The following is a 12,765-nucleotide window of genomic DNA, read 5'->3' on the forward strand; positions in this document are numbered from 1 at the left end:
GCATCAGCTACATGAAGAAGTAAAGATGACCCACCAAGCTCTTCTAACGTAGCTCTAAATGCACTCATAAGCTCTTTGGGAAGCTCGCTAATGAATCCAACAGTGTCTGTAACTAGTATTTGTCTTCCACTTGGGAGCATTATCTTTCTAGTGGTTGGACTTAATGTTGAAAAGAGCTTATTTCTAACTACTACTCCGCTTTTCGTGAGAGCATTAAATAATGTAGATTTTCCAACATTTGTGTAGCCTATGAACGTTACGGTCGGAATTCCAGTTTCGTATCTTCTTTTTCTAGTATGTTCTCTTCTTCTGCTTATGTTTGAAATCTGCTTTTCTAACTGATCGATCTGCTTTCTAAATGTTCTTCTTTGTTCCTCAAGTCGCTTCTCACCAGGACCTCTTGTACCAATACCTCCTCCGAGCTGTGAGAGCTCAACTCCCTGACCAACCAATCTAGGTAGATTATATTTAAGCTGAGCAAGTTGTACTTGAAGTTTTCCCTCGCTGGTGGTCGCATGTTTTGCAAAAATCTCTAAAATAAGCTGAGTTCTATCCTGAACTTCCAAGTTGGTTTCATCTGATATAGCTTTAACTTGAGCAGGGCTTAACTCTACATCAAAAATTATTTTTTCTGCACCTAGGTGCTTTGCAGATAAAATGACCTCATTCAACTTACCTTTACCAATTAAATATCTTGGATCTATCTTTTTCCTTGTTTGAATAACTGACTCTAAAACTGCTTTCCCAGCAGAACGCGCAAGTGATTTAAGTTCTTTCAAAGACTCCTCGGCCTCTGATCTGAAATTGGTAGAGAACCCAACGAGCAAAACACCTTCTTTGCCCCTCTCGCCGCCATGCTCGTAATATCCCCTTTGTAGATTGTTTTCTATGTCTGATATAAGTTCATCACAGTTTAGATCAACACGGCCTAAGTCGTTATATTTAACAACTTCCCACTTCTTTTCTTCAGGGTTTGGCGGCACTATGTAAGCCAGATTAAATTGTCCGGGCACTCCTTGCTCTTTAACTTCTAATAGGCCTATCATATCCAGCCTTTCATTAAGTAGTGTTACTAGGTCGGGCTGTGAGAACTCCGGGTTTTTAAGGTGGGTGTGAATAAGCCTATAACCCCTTAGCCTAAACTTAGCTTCTCTAGAACGTCCTATTAGCTCTTCAAAAGGAAATTCGTGGCAATCACCTAAAAATATGACTCTCACTTTACCTTTACGGTCTATCAGGAGTGATATTCCTTTATTTATTTCTTTGGAGAAATTTGTGAGCGTTCTAGCCAGCTCAAGAGTAACGATTTCTTTTGGGGGGATTTTCCTTCTGTAAAGCCTTTCTAAATTACTGATCTCACTTTTTGTAAGACCTGAAGTTTTACCGTGGATTTTTGGTATGCTTAAGCCTCCTGATGCATATAATTATATTAATATAATATCAATTTTGAATAATCAGTCAAGAGAATTAATACAGTCTTAATAGTAGTTTAGTTCTATGATTCATAAACGAGATTTGATGAGTCATCTTGCCTTATCTAAATGATATAGCAATAATATTTAGCATTATGAGTTCTGACTCTGACTATACTGACGCATTAGGCCTATTATTCTTGACAGCTAAAAACACTGTAGAATCTTCTAAAGAGGTTCTTTCAATATACAATCTTCCAACAGAATTTTTAGAAATTTTTTTAGATATACCCGGAAGAAGAGGGGGCTTTTGTATAATTTCTTCTTCCAAATATGTTGTATTTTTTGATGAAGAACCAAACACAATCACAATTATTGGAAAGAATAGAAGTAAACAAAGTGGGTTAGCTCAAAACTCATCGAAAACATCACAGCTGCTTAAAGTGTCATTTTCAAATGTGGATGGAAAATATCAATACAAAGATAACACAGGTGGTATTATTAACCCCAATGATATAGTGGATATAACGATAAATTGGGCTTTATCTTAGTATTAAATTAGGGGGATAGTACAACATGCGTAAGCATGGCTAATCCTACAATAAGAAAAATTAAGACAGGGACCCCTAAAATGTACCAAAAAGCCTCTTTTTCGTGTGGTTCTAATGCTAGTGGAGATTTTTTTTCTTCTGTGCTCATATCCTTCTCATTAGTGCTTTCTTCTGCTTTAACACTTTCATCTTCTACGACATCATTCTCTTCACTCATAACGGCAGAAATTATAACAAGTCCTTATACTTTGTAAAGGTTTGAAGAGATAATTTGATAATCCTAGTGTATTTGTTACTTTATAAATTGTGATAGATTACGTAAATCCTTTCTTTAGGCCTCCAAGCGAGGCTAAGAGTTTTATTCTTCAGGCAACTATTGGCTGCTCACACAACCAGTGCACTTACTGTGCAATGTACAGAAAAGATGAGCAAAAGTTCAGGGTCCGTCCCATGGATGAGATCAAACAAATAATTGATAGTGCATCTGAATCAGAAATGATTGATGATAGAGTATTTATTGCAGATGGGAACGCTCTTGTACTCTCTAAGAAGAAGCTAATTGAGATAATGGATTATCTTAAGTCTAAGAACCCCGAAATCCAAAGAATTAGAATGTATGCAAATGTAGGAGATATTCTTCGCCAAGGAGTCTCTAATTTAAAAGAATTAAAAGAGCATGGACTGGACATGGTATATATCGGATTTGAAAGCGGTGATAATATTGTTCTTGAGCGAATAAAAAAAGGCGCAAATCATGAAGAAACCGTTCGTGCGTCTGGGATGCTAAAAGAAGCCGGTATTATGAATTCCGCAATGGTTCTTTTAGGCATGGGGGGAACAGACAGAAGCCTAGAGCATGCAGAGGCTACCGGAAAGCTTTTAACTGGGGCTGATCCAGAGTATGTAGGTGCTTTATCTCTTCAAGTACGTCCGGGAGCACCACTTCATGATGAGATGATGAGAGGAGAGTTTGAGCTCCCCAATAAATTTCAGATTATTAAAGAGCTGGAAGTCTTGGTCGATAACACGGAGCTTACAGATGGGTATTTCTTTTCAAATCATATCTCTAACTATCTTCCTATAAAAGCAAAATTTCCTCAAGATAAAGAAAAAGTGTTATCAGAAATTAGAACGGTAATAAATAGTGGTGATGAATCTTTATTAAGACCTGATTATTACAGAGACGTTATAAATCAATATTAATTGAAAAGGAGAGATAAAATGTCTAGAATAGCAACTATTTCACCAGTGTGGGGATGTAGTGTAAGTGATTTGAGAGAGCTTGCAAAAACTGCAGAAGGAGCAGGGTTTGAAGCGATATTCTCCCCTGAAGTTCCGCCGTTTAGCGCGCTTACTAATGCCCAAGTATTTGCTGAGGTCACTTCTACAATCAACGTTGGCACATGGATTACTAATATATATATGCGCCAGGCAGTTATGGCTGCGGCTGAGACTATTACGATACAAGAGATCACTGGAGGCCGAATGGTTTTAGGTCTTGGAGTTAGTCACAAGCCGGTCAATTCACGTTATGAGATTGATATGGGCGATCCAGTAGAAAGCATGAGAGATTATGTTACTCAGGTTAAAGCCTTTTTAGATGGCTCTGCTCCTCAGCTAACCCTAAAACGTGAAGTGCCAAAGGTTCCTGTTTATATTGCTGGACTAACTAAAGGTGCGGCAAATTTAGCTGGCGAAGTAGCTGATGGACTAATGCCCTACATGACAACAACAGATTACGTGGCTGATTTACGAAACTATGTTGCTGAAGGTGCTGCTAAAGCAGAAAGAGATCCTTCAGAAATTGATATAACATTAGGAATACCATCTATTGTTTCAGATGATTTAGAGCTTGCTCAGGCTGCTGGAATAAAAGGTTTTTCACCGTATTTAAACTTCCCATTTTACCAGAGACTGATGATTAATAACGGTCATGGTGATGTAATTGAAAAAATAAGAGCTGGGGAAAAACCAGGCGATGTATTTACAACTGAGATGTTAGATTCTGTAGCACTTGTTGGTCCGGCTGATAGATGCAGAGCTAAGCTTGATGAGTACAGAGATGCAGGTGTTGATCTTCCGATTATAGTACCAGGACCTGCAGGAAAACAGAGTAACGTTGAAGTAATGCAAAACACTGTTGCAGCTTACGGTGGATAGTTCTTACAAATTAAAATAAAACTTAAAACCCGTTCAGTCTCGAATTTAGATTGAACGGGTTAGTTATATGTAATCACAAGCCATTCATTTCGTTGATGCGCATAGGCATTTGATCGATTTTATTAAAGAAGTAATCAACGTTAGGTTCTGATAATCTTTCTTTCTCTCCTCCATCTTTTCCAATAAGAATAAATGCGGTTTTCCCTGGCTCAATTTTATATTTATCTATGAGCCTCTTGGATTCGCTAGCACTCAGACTCATAAAGTAGTCACCTTTATCCTTTTGATTTAGATCGAAAAAAAGCATATCCCTATCAATAACTTTGTCTTTGTTTTCTAGCACCATTTTAGGCATGTCGTATTTTTCCAATTCATCTTCACTGATGTAATAAATTACAAGCCTATTTTCCCATCTAAACTGTTCTATAGATATTTCCTCAGCTTGTAAATTTACAATGCTAATTAGAATTATAATTAGGAATATAAATGTTTGCATGATTTTAAGAATAGCTTACTGATGGATATATTTCAGAACAATTTTTATTTATGTTCTACTTTCAAGGATTTTATTCGGTTCAAAGCAGCGGCAAGCTCAATCTTTCTAAACTCGCTATAATTCTTGGCCAAATCTGGATTTAGTACATCCAGGCCTAGACGTCCTATATCTAACATTACCAAACTTGTTACTTGTCTAAATGACTTTTTTCCATCCATATACTTCTTAGAATAATTTACAGCATCTAAAATGGTTTCTTCCTGGGATTTGGAGATAATCTGATCGATTGATTCTAAGTTTATATCTAGTGCTTCCATACTATCGGCTATAGGAATTCTTTCTGCAAGATAGCCAAACGGGCTATATCCCTCATAATTTGAACAAGAGTCCTTAGCGGCCTGCGTAATATCTTCTAGAGTATAGTTGTCTATGCGTAAAATAAAGTTTGCAAGACTATAATAATCAGATATTTCAGTATCTGAGCTAAGAATTGTAGACACCATATACTCATTAAAAATACTTTTTGACTTAGCTATGTATTCTGAAATAAATATATTATCAATAAGCACTACATCAGCTCCAACTTCAATCGCCTCTACGATATTAGCTGCTATAGATATATCAGAATTGCCATTTTCAGTTGAAATATTTGAGTCATCCTCAAGATTATCAATAAATCCAGAAATATTAACTCCTGAAATATTTCTGCCTGGCTCTGATCTAATATTGACTGTGTTTGGATTGCTTACAACAAATTCTCTCCCATCCCCCGGCACATGGTTGTAAATACCTTGACCTATTGCGTCTAAGAGAGTTGTTTTGCCGCTGCCTTTAGGCCCCGCAATAAAAGTTATGCCTCTGGGTATACCCATTCCAGTTATCTGACCGCCATTTGGAAGCTCCACATCCATTTTAAGGTTATTAGGTGATGAGAATGGCAATATATCATTACTTTTACATGGAAAGTCATTATCACCTGTCTCCCTGGGCAACAAGCTTCCCTGAGCAACAAAAGCAATAAGTCTTAGGTTCTCAAGTTCCGTTCTTAGAAAATCTGCGTCTTCAGAAGTTTCAATATGTTTATATAACTGGTTTTTGTTCAAGCTATTATAGATGCATGTATTTTCGATAATATCGGCTAGATCATTAAATATTATGTCCTCTGAAAGCTCTGATATCAGATCTTGGTTAATCTGACACAGAACTATTTTAAATCTTATTTCTACAAATTTATCATCCAGTAATACAGATGTCCTATCTATAATTTCCTGGCCAGGTTTTTCAAGACTTATATATGCTCTTTTTACATTGTCTTTTGTCTGACTGTCGGAGCTATTAATTTCAGCATAGAGTATTCGAGCAATAAAATCCCTAAGCGCAATCTCTCTTGAGCGATTAGAAAATGTGTCTTCAGGAAAGCCGGCCACTTGATTTGAGATTTTCACCCGAGCTTTGATAGAAATATTTGAAGTATCTTTTTCTATATTATCGAGAACGAGAGTGTAATCATTGAAAAGGTATTCACCTACTATCTTTTTATAAGATGCAGGCTCATTCCAGTTCACGTTTTGTAGGATGCTCTTTAGTTCAAAATGTGCTTTCATAAATGTAGTCTCATATAGTAGAATAATTCCAATATTTATTATCCTGTTTGTAATGAACTATAAAAGCTGGATATACATAGAAGTTATAAAGTACTAGTATTGTATAAAAAAATAATATAGATTGGTTATGTGCACATATGCACAGTGCAAAAAGTTGGATAATATTGTTTTATAAACTCAAAGGAGGTAACAGTTCTATGTTTAGAAGTTTCATACTATTTGCTGGACTAGTTTTAGCTTTAGGTTTGGCCGCATGCCCACAACAGGCACAAGAGCCTGCAGGTGATGCAGAGGTAACTGAGGAAGAAGTTGTAATTGAATCAGCACCTGCGGATGACGCTGCTGATGCTGCAAGTGACGCCGCGGATGATGCTAGCGATGCTGCTAATGATGCTATGGATGATGCTAAAGATGCAGCAAATGACGCCATGGACGATGCCAGCGATGCAGCAAATGACACCATGGATGATGCTAAAGATAAAACAGGTTATTAGTTGTATGTTTTGTAAAAGAATTTTCAAATAGACAAGGGGAGGGAATATGGATTTCACTATATTCCCTTATTTTTAGATTGAATAGTAAGTGGCAACCGGATTGTGAATAAACTGTTTTACTTTTTTTAAATTAAAAAAAGAGGGGAATTATCTTTATAGATGATTCCCCTCTTTAATATTTAGTCTCTCTTTATGATTCTATCCTTGAGTCGGACTTTTTCCATCTTAAGATGTATTAAGTTTCTCCTCCGGCTATAAAGTATTATTTACCAAAATAAATTTTTTTTGTCAGTATCCAATACCCTTGTATACAATACCCATCATGTATAAAATAGTTCTATGAAATCATTTGAAAATTCTATGAATGAGCTTAGAGAAATTGTGGACAAGCTTCAAAGCGGAAATCTCCCCCTTGAAGATTCAATTAAGCTTTTTCAGGAAGGAACCAAACTGATAGCATATTCACATAAAAAGCTTGATGAAATACAAAAAAAAGTGAAAATACTTGTTGATGAAAAAAACGGAGAGCTCACAACCAGGGATTTTGATTCTAACGAAGAATAGCCATGGGATTTAATATAAAGAGTTATCTCGCCTCAAAAAGAGAACTTGTTGACAGAAAACTTGACTCTCTTCTTAACTATTCACCCAAATCCATCACTCCACTGGAAGAATCCATACGTTATAGCGCGCTTTCTGGAGGCAAGCGTCTAAGACCCATTTTAATGATCGCAGCAAACGAAGCCTTAGGCGGTAAGGATGAAACAGTTTTGCCTATAGCATGCGGATTAGAAATGATACATACTTATTCCCTTATACATGATGACCTTCCATGTATGGACGATGATTCCCTTCGAAGGGGAGTTCCCACAAATCATAATGTATACGGAGAAGCAGTGGCCATATTAGCTGGTGATGCATTATTAACAGATGCATTTGCAATTATTATAAAAGAAGGGCTTTCAAGCGGTCTTAGACCAAAAATATTGACTGAGATTGTATCTGATATCTCTCAAGCTGCAGGATCAAATGGAATGATCAGAGGTCAGGCCATTGATCTGGCTCTTGAAGGACTTAGTGATGTATCGGTTGAGCAAGTTGAGAAAATGCACTCACTTAAAACAGGTGTCATGATAGAAACAGCCGTAGTAGTTGGCGCAAAGATAGGCGGAGCTAATGATAAACAGCTTAAGAGACTGAGTGTATTTGGAAAATCACTTGGACTTGCATTTCAAATAGTTGATGACATTTTGGATATTGAGGGCGGAAGAGATATTGGTAAAGATGTTGGGGCTGATGCAAGAAATAAAAAAACCACATACCCAGAGTTAGTTGGACTTAAGAAATCTAAAAGAAAGGCTGAAGATTTAACAAAAAAATCACTAAAGTCTATAAAAGATTTTGGCGATAAGGCAACGCCCTTAAGAGAAATAGCTATTTACCTTGCAGATAGAAATTTTTAACTTATCTTAATCATTTTCTTCAATGGAAAAATCTAATAAAAAACAAAGATTGGATCTGCTCTTAGTTGAGAGAAATCTAGCTTCATCCAGATCTAAAGCCCAAGCCTTAATAATGGGTGGAGTGGTATATGTGGATGGGCAAAAAGTAGACAAGTCCGGCACAATGCTGAAATATGACGCTGATATAATAGTTAAAGAAAAATCTATTAAGTATGTTAGCAGAGGTGGTCTAAAGCTAGAATCGGCACTTTCCAATTTTAATATTGATGTAACAAAAAATTGCGCGTTAGATATTGGAGCCTCTACAGGAGGATTTACTGACTGTTTACTGCAAAACGGTGCAGCCAAGGTTTACGCATTAGATGTTGGCTATGGACAGTTAGACTGGAAACTAAGAAATGACGATAGGGTAGTTGTGATGGAGAAAGTAAATGCCAGGCATCTAAAACCTGATGATATTGCAGAGATGGTTGATATCATAGTAATTGATGTCTCTTTTATATCCCTCACAATGATAATTCCCGCGGTGTTGCAGTTCCTAAAGCCAAAAGGCTACTTAATAGCCCTGATAAAACCCCAGTTTGAAGTTGGTAAAGGCGAAGTAGGAAAAGGTGGCATAGTAAAAGATGAGAATAAGCATAAACAGGTAATTGAAAAAGTAACCCAGCACCTAGTAGAGCTAAAGTTAGATGTGCTAGGGGTTATACAATCCCCGATTTTAGGGGCGGAGGGGAACAAGGAATTTTTAGTAGCAGCATCCAATAATTGATTTGACAAATAGACTATTCCCTGCAAACTATAGCGATTATTTCGCGGAGGAAAGCTAATTAATGGCTGAGAGAATTAAATCTGGTATTAAAAGACATCGTCAGAGCCTTAAAAAAAGAGAACGAAACACTGTAATTAAGTCTGACCTCAAAACACAGCTTAAGAAATTTGATACAGCTCTTGAGTCTAAAGATGTAGAGACTGCAAAAAATGCACTTAAAGAGACTGAAGCAAAACTTCGTAAGGCTGCTACTAAGGGTATAATCAAAAAAGAAACTGCATCTCGTAAAGTTTCCAGATTATCTAAGAAAGTTTCTGCCCTTTCTTCATAAATACTAAAGACTATATTATAAAAACATGCTCTTAAGAGCAGAGCTGCGTCACAAGCTTAGTTAAATGATAGTCTCTTGGAATATAGCTCATTTTTAGTTTTTTATCACATTCCATAAAAAGTCCCATAATCCTTGAAATATCATGATAGCTGTAATTTCTTAGATCTTGGCTAAGGTAATAATAGGCTCCAGAGGACATCCTAAGCTCTTTAATAATCTGATCTTTCGGCATTTTCTGATCTGAGAGTTCTTTTGCTTTCCATATTAGTCTAATGCGCCAAATAAGTCTGCTTAAAACTGACAGAGGCTCCTCTCCCTGTTGATGAAGATCTGAAAGCGCTTTATGTGCATCCCTTGTGTTCTTTTTAGATATAGCATTTATAAGCGCAAATACATCGCCAAATTGAGATCTTTTTGTATGTTTTTCAATATCATCTATATCTATTTGATGGCTATCTGATCTGTATAAAGAGAGTTTTATGAGCTCATTGTTAAGCTCCTGTAAATCCTCCCCGACAAGTGAAATTAATGTCTGTGCAGCTTTAGGGGTTATATTAAAACCAAGGTTTTGTGCCTGTTGTCTAACTGCGGACACTGTATTTCCTTTTTGAAGGCTAAAGTCGTATCTGGGAAGTTTCTTCTTTTTAATCTTAGGAGCCTTACCGTCAGAAAAGACCATAACTAGATTTGCCTGCGGGGAAGGGGATTCTAAGTAAGAGTCTATGAACTCAAGATCTTTAGCTTTAAGTTTATGCGCATTTTTTACTACTATAACTTTGCCGCTGCTGAACATTGGCATAGTTGAAGCACTCTCTACAATCTCTTGAGACGATGCAGCGTCTCCATGGAAAACAATATAGTTCATGTCATCCTCTGGACCGAGCACGGCATTTCTTAATTCCAAAAGTGCTTTTTCTATAAGGTGTATCTGATCTCCTGTAAAAATGTAAACGGGATCAAAATCTTTGTCTGAGACTTTTTGACTAAACTCTTCAAAACCAGGCTTGCTAGATTTTTTTTGGGCCATTGTTATTTGTAATAAACTATTTCGTAAAATATAACTGTTAGTGTTGTCTGTGTTAAATTAGAAATGAAAACTAAATTGATTAAACTAAACAAAATGAGCGCAAGCACAAAAAAAACATTACACTATAAATATCTTAACAGAATTAGCTATGCCGATGCACTCCAAATACAGCAAGAATCACACCGAGCTATCAAATCTGATAGCGCTAACTCACCCGGATATCTATATTTGCTTGAGCACCACCCGGTTATAACAAACGGCCGATTCGGCAATGATGACAATTATGTCTTGCCGGTAGATGCTATAGAAGCGAAAGGCGTAGAAGTTTATAGTTCTGACAGGGGAGGAGATCTTACATTTCATGGCCCAGGCCAGCTGGTTACCTATCCAATTCTAAATCTAAGAGAATTAAATTTAGGCGTGAAAGCATACATATTCTCTTTAGAACAAGTAATAATAGACCTGCTAGCTGATTATGCTATAGAGTCTGATAGAAGAAATGGCTATCCAGGGGTGTGGACAAATGGTCAGAAGATCGCCTCAATAGGAGTGTCGATTAAAAACGGAATTACTATGCACGGCTCTGCTCTTAATGTGAGCACTGATCTAAATAGCTTCTCATTAATAGTTCCCTGTGGTATTTCTGATGTGGTAGTGACATCAATGCAGAAAGTTCTTGGACGGGACGTAGAAATGGATAATGTAATAAGGACTTATCAAAATTGTTTTATGAACATTTTTGATTTGGAGCTGAGCTTAGAAAACGGCCTTGATTAGTCTAATATCAAGACCGTTACTTAATTTTCCTGTTAGTTTAATTAACCTGTAATTTCAAGAGCATTGAAGAAGTAGCCTATTTCAAATGCCGCTGTCTCCGGAGCATCAGAGCCATGAACAGTGTTTTCTTCAATATTTGTTGCAAAGTCTTTTCTAATTGTTCCACCGGCAGCTTCTTCTGGGTTTGTTGCGCCCATAATTTCTCTGTTTTTTGCAATAGCGCCTTCACCTTCTAATACTATCACTACTATAGGTCCTCTAGACATAAAGTCAGTAAGTGAACCAAAAAACGGGCGTTCTTTGTGCACAGCGTAGAATCCCTCTGCCTCTGTTTTACTTAGTTTTATTTTTTTCATAGCTGCAATGTTTAAGCCATTTTTCTCAAATCGGGAGATTATTTCTCCAATAACATTTTTTTCGACCCCATCTGGCTTTATGATTGATAATGTTCTTTCCAAGGTAGTCCTCCAAGAAATTTTTCCCTTTATTTTTTCAGCATTTAGGCTTTTGTCAAATTCCCAGCGGTTTTAACTAGTACCCAGGGATTTATTTGAGTAAAATAATATTCAAGTATTAGAGCCAAAAATTTAAATTTATTTAGTCATTCCTGTTAAATTACTAAATTTCCTGGTAATGTGTGCAGTCAAATAGAATATAATATTTAGGGATATATTTATATGAGCGGAGCGGAAAAACAAAGCGAAACAATTACAGAGAAACAAAGTTTTTTTAGAAGGTTATGGGAAGGTTGGAAAAGAATTGCACGTAAGATCGGTGATTTTAATGCAAGGCTAATTCTTACATTGTTCTATTTTATTCTCCTTTTCCCTTTTGCAGTAATACTCAAATTATTTACCGATCCATTAGAGATCAAAAAGAAAGAACACATCGGATGGCATAATAGGGAAGAAGATACGGAACTATCAGTTCTAGAGAAGGCCGAGAGACAATCTTAACTAAAGAATATGCAGAGTGTTAGGAGTTTTTGACATATGTACATACTAGGAATTTCATGTTACTACCATGATGCAGCAGCAACTCTAATTAAAGATGGTGTAGTAGTAGCTGCAGCTGAGGAAGAAAGATTTACCAGGATAAAGCACGACTCAGAGTATCCAGAGAATGCCATTAATTTCTGTCTAAATTTAGAAGGCATAGAACCTCAAGACTTAGAATATGTAATGTACTTTGAAAAGCCTTTTCTTAAATTTGAGCGCTTGCTTCTAGATACTATGCAGACATTTCCAAAGTCCATGAAGTTATTTAGAGAAGCCATGATAACCCAGCTCGGGGAAAAATTATGGATAAAGCATCTGATTCAGAAAAAACTCGAAATAGATCCCTCAAAAATACTCTTTTGTGAACACCATATGTCCCATGCTGCCAGTAGTTTCTATTGCTCGCCGTTTAATGAATCAGCAATTCTTACAGTAGATGGAGTAGGGGAGTGGACAACTGCAACACTGGCAGTTGGACGGGGAACAGATATACAGATATTAAAAGAAATAAGATTTCCAAATTCATTAGGTTTGCTCTATAGTGCATTCACAGCATTCTTAGGGTTTGAGGTAAACGAAGGGGAATATAAAGTAATGGGTATGGCTCCGTTTGGAGATCCTAAATATGTAGATCAGGTCTACGAAGTGGTTAAAGTGGATGATGAAGGCGGGTTTGAGCTGGA

General features: G+C 36.8%; 17 protein-coding genes. 11 read left to right on the top strand and 6 right to left on the bottom strand.

The window, feature by feature from the left end; genetic code table 11:
* Positions 1 to 1,217, bottom strand: a 1,217-nt coding sequence (gene hflX / locus AAF462_04185) for a GTPase HflX (GenBank protein MEM7008313.1), incomplete at its 3' end; no start/stop codon positions are given.
* A gap of 311 nt (positions 1,218 to 1,528) precedes the next feature.
* Here hflX and AAF462_04190 point away from each other — a divergent pair.
* Positions 1,529 to 1,963 (top strand): hypothetical protein, encoded by a 435-nt coding sequence (locus AAF462_04190; protein MEM7008314.1) that lies wholly within the window; start codon positions 1,529 to 1,531, stop codon positions 1,961 to 1,963.
* A gap of 7 nt (positions 1,964 to 1,970) precedes the next feature.
* Here AAF462_04190 and AAF462_04195 read toward each other — a convergent pair whose 3' ends face one another.
* On the bottom strand, positions 1,971 to 2,180 hold the full coding sequence (locus tag AAF462_04195; protein MEM7008315.1) for a hypothetical protein: 210 nt from the start codon (positions 2,178 to 2,180) through the stop codon (positions 1,971 to 1,973).
* A gap of 89 nt (positions 2,181 to 2,269) precedes the next feature.
* Between AAF462_04195 and AAF462_04200 the strand changes: the two genes are divergently transcribed.
* Both AAF462_04200 and AAF462_04205 read left to right on the top strand, forming a co-directional pair.
* Positions 2,270 to 3,166, top strand: a complete 897-nt coding sequence (locus AAF462_04200; GenBank protein ID MEM7008316.1) for a radical SAM protein — start codon at positions 2,270 to 2,272, stop codon at positions 3,164 to 3,166.
* 18 nt (positions 3,167 to 3,184) lie between these two features.
* On the top strand, positions 3,185 to 4,123 hold the full coding sequence (locus AAF462_04205; GenBank protein ID MEM7008317.1) for an LLM class flavin-dependent oxidoreductase: 939 nt from the start codon (positions 3,185 to 3,187) through the stop codon (positions 4,121 to 4,123).
* Positions 4,124 to 4,196: 73 nt separating this feature from the next.
* On the opposite strand, the gene AAF462_04210 is transcribed toward AAF462_04205, so the two are convergent.
* Together AAF462_04210 and AAF462_04215 are read right to left on the bottom strand one after the other, a co-directional pair.
* The gene (locus AAF462_04210; protein ID MEM7008318.1) at positions 4,197 to 4,619 is read right to left on the bottom strand and encodes a DUF4174 domain-containing protein; all 423 of its coding nucleotides are present in this window, start codon (positions 4,617 to 4,619) and stop codon (positions 4,197 to 4,199) included.
* A gap of 44 nt (positions 4,620 to 4,663) precedes the next feature.
* The gene (locus AAF462_04215; GenBank protein MEM7008319.1) at positions 4,664 to 6,223 is read right to left on the bottom strand and encodes a P-loop domain-containing protein; all 1,560 of its coding nucleotides are present in this window, start codon (positions 6,221 to 6,223) and stop codon (positions 4,664 to 4,666) included.
* Positions 6,224 to 6,420: 197 nt separating this feature from the next.
* On the opposite strand from AAF462_04215, the gene AAF462_04220 reads away from it, so the two are divergent.
* The 5 genes from AAF462_04220 to rpsT all read left to right on the top strand — a co-directional run bounded on the left by AAF462_04220 (position 6,421) and on the right by rpsT (position 9,280).
* On the top strand, positions 6,421 to 6,717 hold the full coding sequence (locus tag AAF462_04220; GenBank protein MEM7008320.1) for a hypothetical protein: 297 nt from the start codon (positions 6,421 to 6,423) through the stop codon (positions 6,715 to 6,717).
* Positions 6,718 to 7,056: 339 nt separating this feature from the next.
* Entirely contained in the window at positions 7,057 to 7,281 is a 225-nt protein-coding gene (xseB, locus tag AAF462_04225) for an exodeoxyribonuclease VII small subunit (GenBank protein MEM7008321.1), read from the top strand.
* A gap of 2 nt (positions 7,282 to 7,283) precedes the next feature.
* Positions 7,284 to 8,180, top strand: coding sequence for a polyprenyl synthetase family protein (locus AAF462_04230; protein ID MEM7008322.1), 897 nt, complete (start codon positions 7,284 to 7,286; stop codon positions 8,178 to 8,180).
* A 22-nt stretch (positions 8,181 to 8,202) separates the two neighbouring features.
* Positions 8,203 to 8,949: a TlyA family RNA methyltransferase gene (locus tag AAF462_04235; protein ID MEM7008323.1), complete on the top strand. Its 747-nt coding sequence runs from the start codon at positions 8,203 to 8,205 to the stop codon at positions 8,947 to 8,949.
* A 61-nt stretch (positions 8,950 to 9,010) separates the two neighbouring features.
* Positions 9,011 to 9,280 carry a 30S ribosomal protein S20 gene (rpsT, locus tag AAF462_04240; GenBank protein MEM7008324.1) on the top strand — a complete coding sequence of 90 codons (270 nt, stop codon included), beginning with the start codon at positions 9,011 to 9,013 and terminating at the stop codon, positions 9,278 to 9,280.
* 31 nt (positions 9,281 to 9,311) lie between these two features.
* Here rpsT and holA read toward each other — a convergent pair whose 3' ends face one another.
* Positions 9,312 to 10,307, bottom strand: a complete 996-nt coding sequence (holA, locus tag AAF462_04245) for a DNA polymerase III subunit delta (protein ID MEM7008325.1) — start codon at positions 10,305 to 10,307, stop codon at positions 9,312 to 9,314.
* A 63-nt stretch (positions 10,308 to 10,370) separates the two neighbouring features.
* Between holA and lipB the strand changes: the two genes are divergently transcribed.
* The gene (gene lipB, locus AAF462_04250) at positions 10,371 to 11,084 is read left to right on the top strand and encodes a lipoyl(octanoyl) transferase LipB (protein ID MEM7008326.1); all 714 of its coding nucleotides are present in this window, start codon (positions 10,371 to 10,373) and stop codon (positions 11,082 to 11,084) included.
* Between the two features lie 41 nt (positions 11,085 to 11,125).
* On the opposite strand, the gene ndk is transcribed toward lipB, so the two are convergent.
* Positions 11,126 to 11,542, bottom strand: coding sequence for a nucleoside-diphosphate kinase (gene ndk, locus AAF462_04255; protein ID MEM7008327.1), 417 nt, complete (start codon positions 11,540 to 11,542; stop codon positions 11,126 to 11,128).
* Positions 11,543 to 11,761: 219 nt separating this feature from the next.
* On the opposite strand from ndk, the gene AAF462_04260 reads away from it, so the two are divergent.
* Positions 11,762 to 12,040 (top strand): hypothetical protein, encoded by a 279-nt coding sequence (locus tag AAF462_04260; GenBank protein ID MEM7008328.1) that lies wholly within the window; start codon positions 11,762 to 11,764, stop codon positions 12,038 to 12,040.
* Between the two features lie 36 nt (positions 12,041 to 12,076).
* Positions 12,077 to 12,765 (top strand): carbamoyltransferase N-terminal domain-containing protein (locus AAF462_04265; GenBank protein MEM7008329.1); only part of this gene is annotated, 689 nt, incomplete at its 3' end.

It is taken from the genome of Thermodesulfobacteriota bacterium (assembly GCA_039028315.1).
In the GTDB taxonomy this organism is placed as follows: Bacteria; Desulfobacterota_D; UBA1144; order Nemesobacterales; family UBA2774; genus CR02bin9.